At 74.7% G+C, this 17906-nt stretch carries 20 protein-coding genes; 13 read left to right on the top strand and 7 right to left on the bottom strand.

Going from position 1 to position 17906, the window contains the following annotated elements; translation table 11 throughout:
• The first annotated feature begins 13 nt into the window (after nt 1-13).
• From HTZ77_RS05035 to HTZ77_RS05000, 8 genes are read left to right on the top strand one after another with little or no spacing between them, the layout of a single operon-like run.
• Entirely contained in the window at nt 14-265 is a 252-nt protein-coding gene (locus tag HTZ77_RS05035) for a hypothetical protein (protein WP_175588236.1), read from the top strand.
• Nucleotides 265-744, top strand: a complete 480-nt coding sequence (locus HTZ77_RS05030; protein WP_175588235.1) for a hypothetical protein — start codon at nt 265-267, stop codon at nt 742-744. Before HTZ77_RS05035 ends, HTZ77_RS05030 begins: the two co-directional genes overlap by 1 nt.
• Nucleotides 741-1469 carry a maleate cis-trans isomerase family protein gene (locus tag HTZ77_RS05025; protein ID WP_175588234.1) on the top strand — a complete coding sequence of 243 codons (729 nt, stop codon included), beginning with the start codon at nt 741-743 and terminating at the stop codon, nt 1467-1469. The genes HTZ77_RS05030 and HTZ77_RS05025 overlap by 4 nt, the downstream gene beginning before the upstream one ends.
• Complete coding sequence (locus HTZ77_RS05020) at nt 1466-2728, top strand: FAD-dependent oxidoreductase (protein WP_175588233.1); 1263 nt, start codon at nt 1466-1468, stop codon at nt 2726-2728. The genes HTZ77_RS05025 and HTZ77_RS05020 overlap by 4 nt, the downstream gene beginning before the upstream one ends.
• 1 nt (nt 2729) lies before the next feature.
• Entirely contained in the window at nt 2730-3530 is an 801-nt protein-coding gene (locus HTZ77_RS05015; protein WP_175588232.1) for an aspartate/glutamate racemase family protein, read from the top strand.
• A 1-nt stretch (nt 3531) separates the two neighbouring features.
• On the top strand, nt 3532-4509 hold the full coding sequence (gene hemB / locus HTZ77_RS05010; RefSeq protein ID WP_175588231.1) for a porphobilinogen synthase: 978 nt from the start codon (nt 3532-3534) through the stop codon (nt 4507-4509).
• Between the two features lie 49 nt (nt 4510-4558).
• Nucleotides 4559-7930 (top strand): RNA polymerase sigma factor, encoded by a 3372-nt coding sequence (locus HTZ77_RS05005; protein ID WP_175588230.1) that lies wholly within the window; start codon nt 4559-4561, stop codon nt 7928-7930.
• A gap of 24 nt (nt 7931-7954) precedes the next feature.
• Nucleotides 7955-8818 (top strand): hypothetical protein, encoded by an 864-nt coding sequence (locus HTZ77_RS05000; protein ID WP_175588229.1) that lies wholly within the window; start codon nt 7955-7957, stop codon nt 8816-8818.
• A 49-nt stretch (nt 8819-8867) separates the two neighbouring features.
• On the opposite strand, the gene HTZ77_RS04995 is transcribed toward HTZ77_RS05000, so the two are convergent.
• On the bottom strand, nt 8868-10790 hold the full coding sequence (locus tag HTZ77_RS04995; protein WP_175588228.1) for a Xaa-Pro dipeptidyl-peptidase: 1923 nt from the start codon (nt 10788-10790) through the stop codon (nt 8868-8870).
• Between the two features lie 277 nt (nt 10791-11067).
• Here HTZ77_RS04995 and HTZ77_RS04990 point away from each other — a divergent pair, with 277 nt between their 5' ends.
• Nucleotides 11068-11727 carry a FadR/GntR family transcriptional regulator gene (locus HTZ77_RS04990; protein ID WP_175588227.1) on the top strand — a complete coding sequence of 220 codons (660 nt, stop codon included), beginning with the start codon at nt 11068-11070 and terminating at the stop codon, nt 11725-11727.
• A gap of 128 nt (nt 11728-11855) precedes the next feature.
• A complete protein-coding gene (locus HTZ77_RS04985) occupies nt 11856-12437 on the top strand; it encodes a TetR/AcrR family transcriptional regulator (RefSeq protein ID WP_175588226.1) in 582 nt (193 codons plus the stop codon).
• Nucleotides 12438-12479: 42 nt separating this feature from the next.
• Here the strand turns inward: HTZ77_RS04985 and HTZ77_RS04980 are convergent, their stop codons facing one another.
• The gene (locus HTZ77_RS04980; protein WP_175588225.1) at nt 12480-13226 is read right to left on the bottom strand and encodes a hypothetical protein; all 747 of its coding nucleotides are present in this window, start codon (nt 13224-13226) and stop codon (nt 12480-12482) included.
• A gap of 112 nt (nt 13227-13338) precedes the next feature.
• The gene (locus HTZ77_RS04975; RefSeq protein WP_175588224.1) at nt 13339-13869 is read right to left on the bottom strand and encodes a nuclear transport factor 2 family protein; all 531 of its coding nucleotides are present in this window, start codon (nt 13867-13869) and stop codon (nt 13339-13341) included.
• A gap of 417 nt (nt 13870-14286) precedes the next feature.
• Here HTZ77_RS04975 and HTZ77_RS04970 point away from each other — a divergent pair, with 417 nt between their 5' ends.
• Both HTZ77_RS04970 and HTZ77_RS45125 read left to right on the top strand, forming a co-directional pair.
• On the top strand, nt 14287-14514 hold the full coding sequence (locus HTZ77_RS04970; protein WP_175588223.1) for a CDGSH iron-sulfur domain-containing protein: 228 nt from the start codon (nt 14287-14289) through the stop codon (nt 14512-14514).
• Between the two features lie 109 nt (nt 14515-14623).
• Nucleotides 14624-14956 (top strand): hypothetical protein, encoded by a 333-nt coding sequence (locus HTZ77_RS45125; protein WP_235994324.1) that lies wholly within the window; start codon nt 14624-14626, stop codon nt 14954-14956.
• A 139-nt stretch (nt 14957-15095) separates the two neighbouring features.
• Here HTZ77_RS45125 and HTZ77_RS04960 read toward each other — a convergent pair whose 3' ends face one another.
• From HTZ77_RS04960 to HTZ77_RS04950, 3 genes are all read right to left on the bottom strand, one after another.
• On the bottom strand, nt 15096-15587 hold the full coding sequence (locus HTZ77_RS04960) for a GNAT family N-acetyltransferase (RefSeq protein ID WP_175588222.1): 492 nt from the start codon (nt 15585-15587) through the stop codon (nt 15096-15098).
• A gap of 36 nt (nt 15588-15623) precedes the next feature.
• Nucleotides 15624-16199: an HD domain-containing protein gene (locus HTZ77_RS04955; protein ID WP_328808418.1), complete on the bottom strand. Its 576-nt coding sequence runs from the start codon at nt 16197-16199 to the stop codon at nt 15624-15626.
• 107 nt (nt 16200-16306) lie between these two features.
• Nucleotides 16307-16747 carry a protein-tyrosine phosphatase family protein gene (locus HTZ77_RS04950; RefSeq protein WP_175588221.1) on the bottom strand — a complete coding sequence of 147 codons (441 nt, stop codon included), beginning with the start codon at nt 16745-16747 and terminating at the stop codon, nt 16307-16309.
• Nucleotides 16748-16913: 166 nt separating this feature from the next.
• On the opposite strand from HTZ77_RS04950, the gene HTZ77_RS04945 reads away from it, so the two are divergent.
• Nucleotides 16914-17375: a GNAT family N-acetyltransferase gene (locus tag HTZ77_RS04945; RefSeq protein ID WP_175588220.1), complete on the top strand. Its 462-nt coding sequence runs from the start codon at nt 16914-16916 to the stop codon at nt 17373-17375.
• Here the strand turns inward: HTZ77_RS04945 and HTZ77_RS04940 are convergent.
• A complete protein-coding gene (locus tag HTZ77_RS04940) occupies nt 17318-17902 on the bottom strand; it encodes a MarR family winged helix-turn-helix transcriptional regulator (protein ID WP_175588219.1) in 585 nt (194 codons plus the stop codon). The genes HTZ77_RS04945 and HTZ77_RS04940 overlap by 58 nt on opposite strands.
• Between the last annotated feature and the right edge of the window lie 4 nt (nt 17903-17906).

The raw sequence follows: 17906 nt of genomic DNA, 5'->3' as shown, positions 1-17906 counted from the left end.
CATGGAGGAAACCATGGTCACCATCAAGGTCGAATGCCCGGCGGAGGTCGCCGCGGAACGGCAACGGGAATTCGCCGACACCGTGATCGGGGCCGCGGTGCACCTGCTCGGCGCCGAGCGGGCCGGGGTGCGGCTGGACACCACCGATGACGCCGCGCGGACTCGGCGCGAATCAGACGCCGCGCGGACTCGGCGCGAATTGGATGACGAGGCGCGGGAGCGGCGTGAGGCGGCGTTCTGGGCCGCGGCTTGGTCGGGTTGCTGATGACGACGGCCGGACTCGCCCCGTCCCCCGTCCTGCCGGACCGGCGCCCGCGCAGGGGGATCGGCGGCGCCATCCCCACCCGGCGGGCGGCCGTGCCGCGCAGGCCGTGGATCACCACGGTGCCGGCGCCCTCGTCCGGTCCTCCGCCCGTCGCGGCGGAGCCGGCGGCCTGCTCGGTCGCGGTTGACGCGGCGGCCTGCCCGGTCGCGGTTGACACGGCGGCCTGCCCGGTCGCGGTGGCGCTGCGCACGAAGGCGAGCGCCGTCGCGGACGCCGAGCTGGGCCGGCTGGCCTCGCGGGCGCCGGGGCTGGACTCCTCGGCGCGTGAGGAGGTGCGCGACGCCGTCCAGCGGGTGGTGGACGCGTTCCTGGAGGGGCCGCTGACCAGCCTGACCCGCCACTCGGGCTCTCCCCTGGGCGAGCGGTACGCCGACGCGCTGCGGGCGCTGTTCGGCCTGGACGTGGGGAGGACCGCATGAAACGCGGCAGAGTGGGCGTGATCGTGCCCCCGGCCAACCCGGCGGCCGAGCCGGAGCTGGCCCGGCTGCTGGGCTCGCGGGCCGACATGCACGTCACCCGCTTCCCGGTACGGCCGGGGCTGACGCTGCCGGAGCGGCTGGAGGCGTACAACGAGGCGCTGCCGGCGATGATCTGCTCGTTCGGCGACCTGCCGCTGGACGCGATCGTCATGCTGTGCAGCGGCTCGCGGTACCTGCTCGGCCCGGACGAGGACCGGTTCCGGTGCGAGGAGCTGAGCGAGCGCTTCGGCGTCCCGTTCGCCTCGGCGACGGTGGCCACCCTGGACGCGCTCGACCACGTCGGCGCCGAGGACATCGTGCTCGTCTCGCCGTACGAGCCGTGGCTGACGGAGCTGGCCGAGCGGTTCTGGAAGGCGGCCGGGATGCACGTCACCCGGGTGGTGGACGTGCGGGCGCGCGGCCGGTTCTCGCCCTACGACGTCACCACGGCCGAGCTGGTGGAGCAGGTCGGCGAGGCGTGCCTGCCGGACGACGCGGTGGTGCTGTTCAGCGGCACCGGCATGTCGACGCTGCCCGCGCTGCTGTCGATCGGCGCCGGCAACGACCGGATCCTGCTCACCTCGAACCTGTGCAGCTCCTGGTGGGCGCTGTCGCGGGCGACGGGCATGCCGATCACGCTGGGCCGCGTCCCGCACCGTCCCGCCGCGCAGGGGCAGCGGACATGAGCGGCGTCGCCGTGGTCGGCGCCGGCCCGGTCGGGCTGACGGCCGCGCTCACCCTGGCCCGGGCGGGCGTGCCGGTGACCGTGTTCGAGCGGGAGGCGGGCCTGGTCAGGCAGTCGCGGGCCTCCACCTTCCACCCGGCCACGCTCGACCTGCTGGACGACCTCGGCGTCGCCGAGCCGCTCATCGCCCGCGGCCGCGTGGTGAACCGCGTCCAGTGGCGCGACCGGGCCGGCCTGGTCCTGGCCGAGATGGGGATGGGCAGCCTCGACGGCATGACCCGGCACCCGTACCGGCTGCACGCCGAGCAGTCGTCGCTCACCCCGCTGCTGCTGGCGGCGCTGGAGGCGGAGCCGGACGCGGACGTGCGGTTCGGCACGGCCGTGGACGGGGTGGCCGAGGGCGGCACCGGCGTGCGGCTGCGCATCGGGCAGAGCTGGGCGCGGGCCAAGTACGTGGTGGCCGCCGACGGCGCGCACAGCACCGTGCGCGGCTCGCTCGGCCTGCCGTTCCCCCGCGCCGGCTACCCGACCCAGGCGCTGCGGGTCTTCACCGACTCGCCGCTGGACGAGCTGCTGCCGCGCCTGGCGCCCCTGACGTACGTGCGCGACGTGGGCCAGTCGTGCAGCCTGCTCGCGCTGCCCGACCACTGGCGGATCGTCGTGCGCATCCCGTGCGACGCCCGCAACCCGCTGGCCACCTCCAGCGTGGCCGCGCTGGTGCGGCGGGCGCTGCCGGGGGTCAGCCGGCCGGTGCGGGTCATCGGCGCCGACCGGTACGGACTGTCGCGCGGGGTGCTCGGCTCGTTCCGGTGCGGCCGGGTGCTGTTCGCGGGCGACGCGGCGCACCTGACCTCCACGGCCGGCGGGCTCAACATGAACGCCGGCATCCACGACGCCGTCGAGCTCGGCGCCGTGCTGGCCGAGGTGGCGGCCGGGCACGCCGGTCCGGCGGCGCTGGACGCGTGGGCGGCGCGTCGGCGCAACGTCCTGCTCGAACACGTGATCCCGCGCAGCGAGGCGCGCGTGGCCGGCGTGCAGGACCGCGACACCTCCCGGCTGGCGGCCGCGATGGCGGGGCTGCGGGCCATCGCCGGCGACCCGGAGGCCACCCGCCGCTACCTGGCGCAGGCGTCGATGCTCGACACCCTCCCCGGCGGCATGCCCGCGAGCGCCGCCGACACCCTGCCCGGCCGTCCCCCCGGGCGCGGCCCCGACCGCGTGCTGGACCCCGTCCCCCACCACCCCGTGAGGCAGAGCTGACATGCGCATCTGGTTCCAGAAACACACCGTCGAGGGCCGCACGCCGCTTCTGGACAAGCTGTACGCCGAACACCTGGCCCTGGTGTCCGCCCCCGGCACGACCGTGGAGATCCACACGCTGCCGGCCGAGACGTACGGCACCGCGCTGCCCGAGCACCTGGTCGGCTACGGCGAGATCGGCCTGCTGTTCGGCCACTACTTCACGCAGACCGCCGTGACCGCCGAGCGCGACGGCTGCGCCGCCTGGATCAGCGGCGCCGGCCAGGACCCGGGGCTGGCCGCGGCCCGCAGCCGGGTGTCGATCCCCGTCGTCGGCTACGGCGACGCCGTCTGGCAGGCCGCCCGGATGGAGCGCCACCGCCTCGGGGTGCTCGGGTTCATCCCGCACCTGGCCGAGCCGATCACCGAGAACATCCGGGCCGCGGGCGCCGACCTGGCCTCGTACCAGATCGTCGAGCGCGGCGCGGACGTCGTGCAGCGGGCCCTCGCGCACGACTTCGAGCCGTTCCTGGACGCCTACACCGAGGCCGCCCGCCAGGCCGCCAAGGCCGGCGCGCAGTGGCTGGTGCCGGCCGAGGGCATCCCCAACGTGATCCTCGTCCACCTGCGCGTCCACGAACTGCACGGACTGCCCGTCATCGACCCCGGCGGGCTGGCCATCAAGACGGCGGAGCACTTGTGCGAGCTGCGCGCGCTCAACATCACCGCGCGCAGCAACGCCGGCTACTGGATGCGGCGCCCGCCCCAGGCCGCCGTCGAGCACGCCGAGCGGGTCCTGCTCGGCAAGGTGATCGGAGACTGACATGAGCTATCCCGCCGAGCGTCCGCGCCGCCTGCGGCGCACCGCCGCCCTGCGCGGGCTGGTCGCCGAGACCCGCCTGCACCCCGCCGACCTGATCCAGCCGCTGTTCGTCCGCGAGGGCCTGGACGAGCCCCGTCCCATCGCCTGCATGCCCGGGCAGGTCCAGCACACCCGCGAGAGCGTCCGCAAGGCCGCCGCGGCCGCCGTGCGGGCCGGCGTCGGCGGGCTGCTGCTGTTCGGCATCCCGGAGACCAAGGACAGCGACGGGCGCGGCGCCTGGGACGAGCACGGCATCACCCAGCTCGCCCTCGCCGACGTCGCCGCCGAGGTGGGCGACGCCACCGTCGTCATCGGCGACATCAACCTGGACGAGTACACCGAGCACGGGCACGTCGGCGTCCTGGACGCGCGCGGCGACGTCGACAACGACGCCACGCTGGCCGCCTACGCCCGCGTCGCCGTCGCCCAGGCCAGGGCCGGCGCCCACATGGTGGCGCCCAGCGGCATGATGGACGGCCAGGTCGGCGCCATCCGCCGGGCCCTCGACGCCGCCGGCCACCACAACGTGCCGATCATGGCGTACGCCGCCAAGTACGACTCCGCGTTCTACGGCCCGTTCCGCGACGCGGTCGAGTCGCGGCTGACCGGCACCCGCTCCACCCACCAGCAGGACCCCGCCAACCTGCGCGAGTCGCTGCGCGAGGTGCTGCTCGACGTGGACGAGGGCGCCGACATGGTGATGGTCAAGCCCGCCGGCCTCTACCTCGACGTGGTGCGCCGCGTCGCCGACGCCGTCAACGTGCCGGTGGCCGCCTACCAGGTCTCCGGCGAGTACGCCGCGATCGAGGCGGCCGCCGCCAACGGCTGGCTCACGCGCGACCGCGCCATCCTCGAAAGCCTCACCGCGATCCGCCGGGCGGGCGCGGGGAGCGTGATCACGTACTGGGCCACCGAGATCGCCGAACGCCTTCCCCGCTGACCCCGGAGCCGCCCCGATGCCCGAACCACAGAGAGGAGATGCGACCCCCATGTGGCGCACCCTGTCGGAGGACGCACGTGAGGCCATCCTCGAACTGTGCGACGGCTACGGGCCGCACCTGTACGACTACTGCCGGACGGAGCTGTCGTCGAGCGACGCCGAGCTGGCCGTGGCGGGCACCCTGCTGTCGGCGCACGCCTGGGCCGAGCGCGTCGACGAGTCGTCGCCGCTGCGGCCCTGGCTGTACGCGCTGGCCAGGGCGCACCGGGCGTACCTGTCCACCCCCACCAGCGTCGGCTCCTGGTCGCGGCCCGGCCGGATGGCCGACCTGCTGCCCGAGGCGCTGCGGGCGCTCGCCCCGGCGCACCGGGAGCTGCTCGACCTGTCCGTACGGCACGGGCTGACGCACGACGAGATCGCCACCGTCTTCGCGGCGGACGCCGACGAGGTGGAGACGATCGTCCTGGAGGCGGCCGACGGGCTGGAGGAGTGGTTCGCCGCCGTCATCGCCGCCAGGACCCGCCACGGATGCGCCGCGCTGGAGTCGCGGGTGAACGACTGGGCGTCGGTGCCCGGACGGCGCACCCGGGCGCGGATCAGCCGGCACATCGCGCACTGCGACCTCTGCCAGAGCGCGCCGCGCGTCATGGTGGCCGACACGCTGCTGCGCCAGATGCCGATCTCCTCGGCGCCGGGCACGCTGCAGGGGCAGCTCGCCTGGGCGCTTCCGTTGCCGGACGAGGCGGGACTGTGGCGGCCGGACGGCTTCCCCGCGCAGGCGCGCGGGCTCGCCGAGCCCGCGCCGCCGCCCATCTCTCCGGTCCCCGGCCCCACGACGGGGACCTGGGAAAGCTCCGGGCCGGTGGCGGGCGCGGCCGCCGCCGGCCCGGAGCGCACACCTGACCCGGCCGCGCACCGCCCGCCGAGCAAGCACGCCCGCCCTGGGCCGCCGGACATCGTCCCGCGACCGCAGCCGCCGGACGCCGCTCCACCGCAGCAGTCGCCGGACGCCGCTCCACGGCCGGTGCCACCAGGCGCCGCCCCACCCCGCGCCGTCCCGTCCCTCGCCGTACCGTCCCTCGCCGTACCGTCCCTCGTCATACCGGCCCGAGCCGTCCCGGCCCGTGCCGTCCCGGAGCGCCCGGCCATCCCGACCACCCCGGCCGCGTCCGCCGTCGCCCCGGCCGCTGGTGCTGCCGTCGCGGCCGCGCCCTCCCCCCAGCCCCCGGACGGGCGGTCGCCTGCGCCCGCTCCCCAGACCCCAGGCGGGCGGCCGCCCATGCCTGCCGTCGAGACCCCAGGCGGGCGGCCGTCCGTGCCCGCCGTCGAGACCCCAGGCGGGGCCGCCCAGAGCGCCGCCTGGACCCCGGACCCGGCCGACCAGTCCCCCGCCTGGTCGCCGGATCCGGCCGCAGACTGGGCCATCGTCCGCCGCAACCGCGGAGGCGTGCCGTACCGGAACCTTCCAGCGGCGTCCGCTCATGACCGGATCAGCAGTAGCGGCCCGGCCGGTCAGGAGCGGGCCCCCTCACGCCGGGCCGAAGGTGGCCCGCCATGGGAGCACCACCCGGACGATGGCCCACCCACTCCTTCCCCCACCCCGGCCACCCCCGCCGACACCCCGGCGCCCCGCCCCGCCGCCTCCAGCCCCGACGTCACGCCCCGGCCTGACGTCGCCCCCCGACCCGACATCACGACCCGGCCCGACATCGCGCCCCGACCCGACGTCACTCCCAGGCCCGCCGCCGTGGCCCCGTCGCGGGCGGCTTCGGAGGCGGCGCGGCCGGTGGTGCCGCCGATGCGCACCGCCACGCCCACATCCTCGTCGTCGCCCTCGCACACCGGCGCACCTGCGCCCGCGCCCGCACCGGCGGATCGGCCGGTCATGACCCCGGCGGCGCATGTGGCGCGTGTGGCGCCCACGAGCCTGCCGACGGACCGCATGGTCGCCGGAGCCCCCCGCTCGAAGCGGCCCGTTCCCCTGAGCGCCCCGGTCATGGCCGACGCCCCGCCCACCTCCCGCCCGAGGAACGGCTCCACCGACGCCGTCCCCTCCGAGCAGCAACGCCCCGCCAACGGATCGGCCTCCGCCGCCCCCTCCCGGCCCCACCACCCCACCAACGGATCGGCCACCACAGACCACCCCGCCCCCGAAGGCCCGGCGACCACCAGGCCCCCGGCCGGGTCCGATCACCCCGTCACCACCATCGGCGCGGGACCCTCCGCGTCCTCGGAGGCCGACCGGCGCACCCCGCCCTCCCCCGCCTCCCCGCAGGCGGACCGGCGCACGCCGCCCTCCTCCGCCCGGATCCACGGAGTGATCACCATCCCCGGGCCTCGCCGGCCCCCCGAGGACACCTTCCCCCCTCCGGTCGGCGGCGTGCCGGGGTGGGCCCGTGGACGCGGCGCCGACGGCCCGGGTGAGGGCCCGGCCGTCGGCGCCCCGCCGTTCACCGCGCCGCTCCGCTACGAGCCTGGCCCCGCCCACGGCGGCCAGGTGGTGGAGCTGAACGCGGGCGGCCCCGACGAGTTCTGGCTGGAGCGCCCCGACCTCGCCGACGGCGACTCGGGCGTCACGGTGCGGAACGTGGCCCGCGTGAGCCTGCTGGTCGGCGTCGGGCTGCTGGTCGCGGGCCTGGCCTGGTCGGGTCTCAACGCCCGCCAGCACATGCCGGCGATCTCCGAGACGGGCGCCGAGGACCCGGCGCGGACGCCGGCGCCGGACGGCCGCCCGTCCCCCGGCCCGGCGGTGCCCGTACCGCCCCCGGAGCCCGCCGCCGTGCCCCCCGCCGCGACGGCGGCCCCCGCCGTGACCCCCGCGGCGGGGTCCCCGGCGCACCCCACGGCCGGTCCGTCCCGTACGGAGGAGGCGGCGGACGGCCGGCGGGAGAGCCCGGTCGTGGCCGGCACGATGAGCCCGGCCGACCGGCCCGCCAAGCGCTCGGCCACCGGCGACCCCACGGACAGCGTGACGCGCCGCCCCGCGGGGACGCCGCGCGAGCAGCCGGTAAGGCAGCCGGTGACTCTGCCGCGGCCGCACGCCCCGGCCGCGTCCCTGTCGCCGGTGTCGGTCAGGCTGGGCGCCCGCCGCACCGGCACGTTCGCGCTCTCCTGCAAGGGCGGCACGTGCCGCATCGTCTCGGCGGGCGGCACGGGCGGCATCGCGGTGTCGGACCGCGGATTCCGGGTGAAGGTGCCGGTGTCCCGGCCCGGCTGCCCAGGCCGGCCGGTCACGCAGACGGGCACCATCGTCGTGCGCTGGGTCGGCGTCGCGCGCGGGGACGGCCGCAGGACCTCCGGCACGACGACCGCCCGCGGGACGCTGCGGCTGCGGGTCTCCTGGACCGTCGCCAAGAACCCCGGCCCGTACATCATCGACGGCGAGGGCAGGAGCCACTGGAGCAACTGCGCCCGCTACTGAGCCGTCCCCTGGCAAGATCGGCGCATGCCGCGATTGATCATGACGCTGCTGGCCGTGGTGCTGCTCCTCAGCGGCGGGAGCTACCTGATCGGACCGCTCCCGTTCGAGGACCAGGCCGCACGAGCCGTCCGGACCTGGCGCACCAGCGGCGCCGCGGAGATCTGGCGCGACGGTTTCGTCCCGGTCGGCGACCTGAGCGCGATGTCTCCGGACGTGCTCAGGAAGATCCAGCACGATGAGGAGTACGGCTGGGTCGTGGCCGGCCGGCTCCCCGCCGCACCGCCCGGGGCGCGGATCCGCTGGGACGACGGGTTCACGACGCGGGTCCCGGTGGTCGGGCCGCGGGAGGCGATGATGGCTCTGTCCCCCTGGTCGGAGGGGGAGACCTTCCCCGACGACGAGGCGTACCACCTGACCGGCGCCGTCTACACCACGATGCGGCTGCGCACCCCGCGCGGCATGGCCACCGTGCCCGCGTGGCGGCTGTACTTCTCGGACCTGCCGGGCCCGATCGACCAGGTGGCGGTCGATCGGGACGCGGTCGGCACCATCGCGGGCGCCATCGGCAGACACGCGTCGGGCGGCGACGGCGTCAGCGACTACAAGGTGGTCGACGAACGCACGCTGCTGGTCGACTACGAGTACGGCTCCTGCGGGGGCGGGCCACTCGCCGTCACCCCGCGGAGCAGCGAGTGGCCGGACGTGGTCGTCCTGGGGCTCGACGTCCCCTATCAGGGCACCGGCTGGTGCTCCGGCACCGGTCAGTCCGGCCAGGGCGTCGTCAGGCTCGACGAGCCGCTGGGGAACCGCGTGGTGCTGGACGCGGCGAGCAGGCTCCCCGTCCTGTGCGACCACGCGCCGGACGCGTGCCATGACAGGCGGGACTGAAGCTCGCCGCGTGCACCACGAGCCCGTGCGTGCACCACGAGCCCGTGCGTCAGAAGAAGCTGAACTCGGGCTCCGCCTCCGGCAGCTCGACGCGCGACGGTCCGCGGAAGCCGGCCCGGTCCTCGGGCACGTCCGTCAGCGGGGTGCCGAGCACGAACGGGACGGACACCGAGCTGGCCGCCAGGTCGAGCGTGACGTTCGCGCCCGTGCCCGGCTCCTCGCTGTAGGTGCTGTCCGTGCCGGCGAGCACGAGCGCGAGCCGGTGCCCCTTCGCGAAGGTGTAGTCCTGGGGCAGCGTCTGCCACCTGACCTTGCCGAACGTGCCGACCGGCAGCGGGGACGGGTTGCTCAGCGAGGCGCGGTTCTGCACGTCGATCCAGCCCCGGGCGACGATCTCGGCCGGCCGGTTCGCCACGTTGGTGACGACCTTCTTGTAGCAGGCGTCATCGGCCGCGGTGCTCTCGCCGTGGCAGTCCTCGTCGGTGAGCGTGGTGATGCCCTGGCCGCGCCGCCAGTCCACCCGGGCGGCGTCGCCGAAGTCGACGAGCAGGGCGGTGAGGTTCGAGGTGGGCTTGTCGAGCTTGACCGTGAGGTCGGCCGTGGGGGTGCCGGACAGGCGCAGGTCGAGCGGGAGCGGCCCGGTGGTGAACGCCACCCGGCCGGGCTTGGCGGTGCCCACGTCGGCGATCATGTCGGCCTCGTCCATGGCCACGTCGGCGAACGACGCGGTGGCGCCCCGGGCGGCCGGCCGGAGCCCGAGCGCGCCGTCGGCGGACGGGCGCAACGGCAGCCTGGCCGCGAGCGGCGCCGGCCAGTCGCGCTGGGTGATCCAGCTCGTGGGACCCGTCTGCACGTCGGCGCGCGGCTCGCTCATGACGCCGTTGCGCACGCCGAGCAGCCAGTGGTCGAACCAGCGGTGCAGCGTGTCCACCCACACGTCCCTGCGGCCCTCGAAGTCGAACGGGTCCACGTGCTGGTACTGGCCGACCCAGATCTTGCGCGGCACGCCGCGCCGGGCGAGCGCGTCCCACCAGGTGGAGAAGTTGTCGGGCTTGACGTTCAGGTCGTTCACGGTGTGGACGACGAAGACGCTGGCCCGCACCTTCGAGGCGTCGCCGAGCAGTCCGGACAGGTAGTCGCGCTCGGCCCAGAAGGCGTTGTGGTTCCCCGTGTCGTCGCCGTCCTCGGCGTCCATCCGGTCCCGGACGGCCTGGCACTTGGCCTCGGGGTCCGTGTCGACGTAGTTGGCGAGCCAGGAGGCGTAGTCGTAGCTGTAGACGACGCCGTTGGAGCGCTGGTACTTGTACCAGGAGCTGATCGCCGAGATGGGCACGATCGTCTCCAGGCCCTTGACGCCGGTGGCGGCCACGGCGTTCGCGAGCGTCCCGTCGTACGACTTGCCGATCATCGCGCTCTTGCCGGTGGTCCAGTCGGCGGTGGCGGGGGTGCCGTCGGCGCGGAAGGCGCGGGCGCGGCCGTTCAGCCAGTCGACGACCGCCTTGCCGCCCAGCACGTCGGCCTTGCCGCCGATGTCGGGGCAGCCGTCGGAGCGGGTGGTGCCGAGCATGTCGACGTTGAGGACGGCGTAGCCGCGCGGCACGAAGTAGTTGTCGTAGAACAACGGAAATTTCGTGACGTTTCCGGCGGAGTCGTAGACCTTGCGCTCGGCCTCGTTCCCGCGCCCGGAGTTGTCGTAGTACGGGCTCTCGTCGATGATCACCGGAACCTTGAGCCCGGGACCGGACTCCTTGGGCCTGATGATGTCGACGCGCACCCGGTCCAGCCGTCCGTCGGCGTCGCTGTCGACGCTCGACTCGACGTAGACGTGCTCGCGGACGGCGTCGGCGTAGGAGAAGACCGGCTGCGTGCGGCCGTTCTCGACGGTGATGGCGGGACCGGCCGCCGCCTGGGCGGGAGTCGCGATCGCCAGCGTGAGGGCGACCGCCAGAAGAGCCGGGCGTAATTGCGACACGCGTGTCCTCCGTGACAAAGGTGGCAAGTGTCGGAAATGGGGGTAAGCCCCCCGGGCAATCTCTCACCCGTCCAGGAGCCTGACAAGATCCTGTCCGTACGGGTGGACAGGCCTGTACGGGCCGTCCGGGAGCCGCCTCCCCGGTACGAGGACGCCCGTGCGGCGGGGCGTCTAGGCTGGAGGGCCCCGAACCGGAGGGCCCGGCCCGAGGCCCCGGTTCTCCGAGGCCCGGTCGCCCGAGGCCCTGGACCTGAGGAAGCCTGAGGAAAGAGGACGCATGCGCAACGTCTCGCGGACCTCGCTCGTGGACGCCGCCATCGAGCAGCTCCGCAGGGAGATCGCCGACGGGGCCTGGCCGGTCGGCACGAAGATCCCGTCCGAGGCGCAACTCGCGGCGAGCCTCGGCATGAGCCGCCTGTCGGTGCGCGAGGCCGTACGGGTGCTCGCGCACGCGGGGCTGCTGACCACCCGCCAGGGCGACGGCACGTACGTGACCGCCACGGACGAGTCGCGGGCCGCGCTGCGCCGCGGGCTCGACCGCGCCGCCGCCATGGACATCATCGACGTACGGCGCGGCCTCGACCTGGTGGCGGCCCGGCTGGCGGCGGTCCGGCGCACCGGCGACGACCTCGCGTCCCTGCGGGAGGCGCTGGAGCGCAGGGACGCGGCCGGCGAGGCGGGCGACCTCGACGGGTTCGCCGACGCGGACGCCGCCTTCCACCTGCGCGTGGCGGACGCGGCCCGCAACCCGCTGCTCGCCGACCTCTACCACGGCATGGGCGAGGCCGTGCGCGACAGCGTGCGCGACGTGCGCCGCACCACGCACGAGCCGGACACCTCGCACTGGGACCTGCTGCGCGCCATCGAGTCCGGCGACGCCGCCGGGGCGGTGGCGGTGTCCATGGCGATCCTCGACATGCACGAGCGTGAGCTGTGACCCGCCCGGGCAACGTCCCCATCGCCTGTGAAGCGCGACCATCGCCCGGGAAGCGTGCCCCTTGCCCGTGAAGCGTGATCGTCCGCCGGTGACCGTGGCGGGCGCGGCGCGCCGCTAGGCTCGCCGGTATGGGGGCCAGACGGGCGGACGCCGAGCGCAACATCGCCGCGATCCTCGAAGCGGGGCGGCGGGTGCTGAGCGCCGACCCGGGCGCGAGCGTGATGCAGGTCGCCAAGGAGGCCGGCGTCGGGCGGGTGACGCTCTACGGCCACTTCCCCTCCCGCGAGTCGCTGGTCGCGGCCGTGGTGAGCCACACGGTCGAACTGGCCGGCACGACGCTGGCCGGGCTCGACCTCGACACGCCGCCCGCCCGTGAGGCGCTGGCCACGCTGGTCCGCTCGTCCTGGGACGTGCTGAGCCAGCACAGCCGCCTGTTCCTGGCGGCCGACGCGGCGCTGCCCGCCGAGCGGCTGCGCGAGCGCCACGCCGAGCCGCTGGGCCGGGTCGAGCGCCTGATCTCCCGGGGCCGCGACGAGGGGGCGTTCCGCACCGACCTGCCGCTGACCTGGCTGGTCAGCACGTTCCTGGCGATCCTGCACACGGCGGCGGGCGAGGTCGAGGCGGGGCGGCTGGCGCGCGAGGAGGCGGGAGAGACGCTGGTCCGCACGCTGGACGCGCTCCTGTCTCCCCCGCCTGCGCCCCCGCTCTGAGCAACCCGGGCGGCTTGGCCGTATCGGGCCGTCCGGTCGCGGTCAGCCCGGGAAGGTCACGGTGTCACCGTCCGTCTCGGGGCCGCGCCGCTCGCGGCCCGGGCGGCGCAGCGCCGCCAGCGCGAGCAGCGCGCCCGCCACCGCGGCGATCACCAGCGTGTACGCCGGGACGCCGCCCGAGCCGGACGAACCACCCCCCGAGGCGCCCCCGCCACCCGAGACCGGCGAAGCCGGCGCGCGCATCGCCGCGGGAGCCTCCGGCCGTTCCACCAGCGGTGACGGGTTCGACGAGGGGATGACCGTCGTCCCCTCGCCCGCCGGGAAGCCGGGTGGCCGGACCTGCCCCCAGTAGTCCTCGCCCGGTGCCGCCTTCGACGGGATCGCCTCCCGCGACAGCGGGTTCACCGCCAGCCCGCCGGGCACGGTGAGCGTGCCGACCGGGTGCGGCTGGAACATCCCCTGGATGCCCTCGACCCGCCACGTCCCCCTGGGCACGACCAGGGACGTCGCGTAGTGCCCGGCCTCCGGCAGCCGTGTCCCCGGGAACATCAGCACCTCGCCGCCCCGCCCGGTCAGCCGCAGCCCCGTCGGCCCGAGGTCCCCCGCGAACGGATGGCTGCCGTGCTGGAGCACCCAGTACCCCAGCGTGTACGGCGTGCCGGCGGCGAACCGCGCCGGCGGCGGGTCCAGGTACGTCACCGCCCAGTTCCCGGCGGCCCAGGCGGGCGCCCCCACGGCTGCCAGGGTGAGGGCGAGCAGGCAGGTCAGAACTCGCGCGATCGGCTTCATGGTGCTGGTACACCCGGCGGCGCCGCGAGGTTCCCGGCAGGCGCACCGGTACACGACGAAGCGGTGGCCGCCGGCTGAGGGCGGCCACCGCTTCGTCGGTGAACCTCGCGGGTCAGGCCGCCTGGTTGGTCATCAACTGATCGATCTTGTAGCCGTCGCCGGACTTCTCCAGGATGAAGAACTCCCGGTAGCTCTGGCTGTCCTGCTCGCTGCTCGAGCGGACGAAGGCGTACTGGTCGCCGTGCCGCTCCGACAGCTCGATCGTGTACGAGCCCGACTGCGGCCCGGTGACCGTCTGCTGGTAGAGCTTGCGGAGCGCGTCGGCTCCCTCGGCGGTGGCCGAGCCCTGGAGTGCCGCCAGCCCGTCGGCGGCGTCGAACAGCTTGACGATGTCGTCCACATTGCCGGCCTTGAGGGCGGCGAAGTAGCGTTGGACCGTTCCCCTCGGTGTGTTCTTGCCCATCATGGTCTCCGTCGGAGAGCCGCTCTCCATCGGCATCGAGCTCATGTCCGAGGTCGGCGCACCCGGGGACGCCGCGCCCCCCATGGCCTCCGTGCCGCCGCCCGACGCGCAGCCCGCGGCGAACAGGACAGGGACGATGGCCGCCAGCAGGAGTGACCTGCGCGGAAAAATCTTGTGCATGGCGGCTTGATGCCCACGCCGCCTTTGATCGAATGCCTGCTTGTCCAGTCCGCACAAGCCCTTTACGCTTCCCAGGGATCATGCCCCGCGGACCGGGGGATCAGGCGGCGCGGGCCGCTCCGTCAGGGGTGCGGCTCCGACGGTGGATAGACGTGCGGGCTCTGGTGCCCCGGTGGCAGGACGCAGCGCCGTCCCGAGTCGACACTGAGGCAGCGATCGGCACTTTCACGCTGCGGCAGGCGGGCTGGGGCGTTGGTGACGTTCGGCTCCATTTCGGGCACTCGCTGGACGTTACGGCGGCACCCTCGGAGGTTGGTCGCGCGACGATCACGATCCGACCTCTGAACGGTCTCGCGACACCAGTGAAGCGTCACGGTGAGTGAGTTTTCGCCAGGGCGGCCAGGGCAGGTGTCCGGGATGCCTACCGACGGTGACGGCGAGGTGACCGTGACCCCTTGCGAGGACGGGCCGCTCCTCGTGCGCGGGAACTTCCGGCTGGTGACCCAGGAGGGGCGGGAGATCGATCCCGGCCGGGCGACGGTGGCGCTGTGCCGGTGCGGGCTGTCGTCCACGAAACCGTTCTGCGACGGCTCGCACCGGGTCGCGGGCTTCCGGGCGACCAGCGACCCGGACCCCGCCACCTGACGTTCCCCCTGCCCCCGACCCCGTGCCGGACAAGTCCCGGCAAAGCGGATGATCGGCGTGTTATCCGGACATTCGGGGCGGGTAGCAGCACCACAGCAAAGGGGGAATCATGATCAACATGCTCCACAAGATGGGAATCCGCTCCCATCACGCCTACGCCGCCGGCATGGCCTCCATCGGGCTCGCGTTCGCGTCCTGGGCCCTGTCCACCAAGGCCGAGACCGCCGGCATCGACCGGGCCGACCGGTGGGGGATCTTCGTCGGCGAATGGGCTCCCACGTTCTTCGCCCTGGGCGTCGCGCTGCGCCTGGAGGAGGGCGGCATGCAGGAGACCATGGGCATGGGCGGCACCATGCCGGAGATGGAGCGCGGCCGGGAGGCCGACACGGACGTGTTCGACCGCGCGTCCAGCGGCATGGCACACCCCGCCACGAGCCGGTAGCCGCGCCGCGAACGGACGTCGCTGATCACCGCGGGCTCCGTTCCTGATCCCCGCGGGCTTCGTTCCTGATCGCCGCGGGCTCCGTTCCCGGAGCCCGCGGCGACGGGCGTCAGGGGACGGGCGGCGGATGGCCGGAGGGTCAGGAGGCGCGCCCGGCCAGGGCCCGGAGCGGCTCGTCCGTCAGGCGGAACACCGTCCACTCGTCCATCGGCACCGCGCCCAGCGCGCGGTAGAACCCGATCGCGGGCTCGTTCCAGTCGAGCACGGACCATTCGAGGCGGTGGTAGCCGCGCTCGACGCAGATCCGCGCCAGCCCGGCCAGCAGCGCCCGGCCGTGGCCGCCGCCCCTCCGGTCCGCCCGCACGTACAGGTCCTCCAGGTAGACGCCGTGCGTGCCGCGCCAGGTCGAGAAGCTCAGGAACCACAGCGCGAACCCGACGACCTCGCGCTCCCCGTCGTCGCCCTCCTCCTCGGCGACGTGCGCGAACACCGCCGGCGCGTCGGCGAAGAGCGCGGCGCGCAGCTGCTCCTCGGTCGTGCGCACCTCGTGCGCGGCCTTCTCGTACTCGGCGAGGTCGTGGATCAGTCCGAGGATGGCGGGCACGTCGGCAGGGGTGGCGCGGCGAATCATGTCCCCAGCGTAGGGGACCTGCCGGCATGACCGGTCTCAGCCTCTGTCGAGGACGCGGGTCAGCCAGTCGAGCGTGTTCGTCCGCAGGGCCTCGTCGGCGAGCCGCTTGGCGGTGGCGGTCTTGAGCGCCGCCAGCGAGCTGTCGATCCACGGCTGCACGTTCTGGTGCCCCTGCTCGCGGTACTCGACGGCCTGCAGCAGGCATTCGAGCTTGTCCGCGTCGCGGGCGCACACCGCCTCGAGGCTGACCTTCTCCTCGTACTCGGCGATCGCGCCGCGCAGCATGGCGGCCACGGCCTCGGGCACGTCACGCGTCTGGTCGGCGGTGACGTCCTCGTTGGCGGGCGCCGTGAGGTAGCGCTTGGCGACGTACGGGATGTCGGTGATCCGGGTCTCCTGGCTGTCGTGGAACAGGCTCATGAACGCCGCCCGCTGCGGGTCGCCGCCCTCCAGCGCAGCGATCACCCCCGCGATGACCGCCGTGCGGAACGAGTGGTCGGCGATGCTCTCCGGATCCCGCACGCCCGCCACCAGCCAGCCGGTGCGCTTGTAGCGCTTGAGCAGCCCCATCTCGTACAGCAGGCCCGTCAGCCCCGTCATGTCGTCAGCCACGAGGAGTCCCCTCTCACCTCGGTCCCCATGGGCCGAGCGTAGACGACGCTCCGGCCTGCGGGCCGCGTCCTCGGCGACACGCCGTGCCGGCCGGGCCTCGGCGGGTCTCACCCGCCTTTCCGGAAGCGGGCGACGTAGCGGCGCTGCCAGGGCGTCTCCACGGCCCGGGCCTTGTAGTGGGCGCGCACGTACGCGACCGCCTCGTCACCGGGCACACCGTCCAGGACGGCCAGGCAGGCCAGGGCCGTGCCGGTGCGGCCCACGCCGCCGCCGCAGGCCACCTCCACCCGTTCGGCCTCGGCCCGCTCCCACGCCTCCCTCAGCGCCCCCGCGGCCGCGGCCCGGTCCGCGGGCAGCCAGAAGTCGGGCCACCGCACCCACCGCGCCTCCCACGACACCGCCGGCGGCTCCTTGCCCAGCAGGTACACCCCGAAGGCGGGCGCCGGGCCCTCGGGAAGGGGATGCCTCAGCCCCCGGCCGCGCACGAGCCGTCCCGAGGGCAGCCGCAGAACGCCGGTCGTCCCGGGATCCCAGAGATGATCGTTCATGGGCCGAGGGTAGCCCGGGGAGGGGCCGGGACGGCCCTCCGTTCGCCGTCCGCGATCAGCGGACACGGCCCCGCGCAGGACGCCCGGCCGTGGAGGGGAGCGCACGCTCCGGGATGATGTCCCCGGACTGCTCCGGAATGTGCGCAGGGGACGGGATGTGATGAGCATGACCGACGACGTGCGGCTGCGCGCCGCCGAACCGGGTGACTACGACCGGATCGCCCCGGTGGTGGACGACTGGTGGGGGCGTCCCATCCAGGGCGGCCTGCCGCGGCTGTTCCTCGACCACTTCCACCGCACGAGCCTGGTGGCCGAGGACGGCGACGCGCTGGCCGGGTTCCTCGTCGGCTTCCTGTCGCCGTCCGTGCCCGACGCCGCGTACATCCACTTCGTGGGCGTCCATCCGGGCCGGCGCGGCGGCGGGCTGGCGCGCCGGCTCTACCGCGGGTTCTTCGACCTCGCGGCGGCGGACGGCCGTACGCGGGTGCGGGCGATCACCTCGCCGCTCAACCACGGCTCCATCGCCTTCCACCGGGCGATGGGGTTCGCGGTGCAGGGCCCCGTCCCCGACTACGACGGGCCGTCCACCGACCGGGTCGTGTTCGAGCTCCGTCTCGACGCCGGCTGAGCCGGCCCCGGCGACTCGAAGCAGGCGAGCCAGGTGGTGAGCAGCCGTTCCATCTGGGCCGCCTCCTCGGGCGTCAGGCAGTCGAGGAGGCGGCGCTCGTTGCGCGTGTGCTCGGCGAACGCCTCGTCGATCAGCTTCCGCCCGGCGTCGGTCAGCGCGACGACGCGCGCGCGGCCGTCCCGCTCGCTCGGGCGGCGGGTGACCAGGCCGCCGTGTTCGAGCCGGTCGATCCGCTTGGTCATGGCGCCCGTGGTGACCATCGTGTACGCGGCGAGCTCGCCGGGAGCGCGTTCGAACGGCGGCCCGGCCCGCCGGAGCGTGGCGAGCACGTCGAACTCCCCCTCCCCCAGCCCGTAGCGCCCGTAGACGATCAGGAGCCGGTCGGTGAGGTGGCCGGCCAGCCGGTGCAGCCGCCCGATCACTCCCAGCGGCGAGACGTCCAGGTCGGGCCGCTCGCGGGCCCATGCCTGCTGGATCCGCGCCACGTGGTCGGGACGATCCGGGTCGCCCGTCTTGGATCCACTCATGGCT

The organism is Nonomuraea montanisoli (assembly GCF_013363975.1).
Classification (GTDB): Bacteria; Actinomycetota; Actinomycetes; order Streptosporangiales; family Streptosporangiaceae; genus Nonomuraea; species Nonomuraea montanisoli.
Note: the sequence above shows the minus strand (reverse complement) of the source record. Positions and strands in the feature narration are given on the sequence as shown.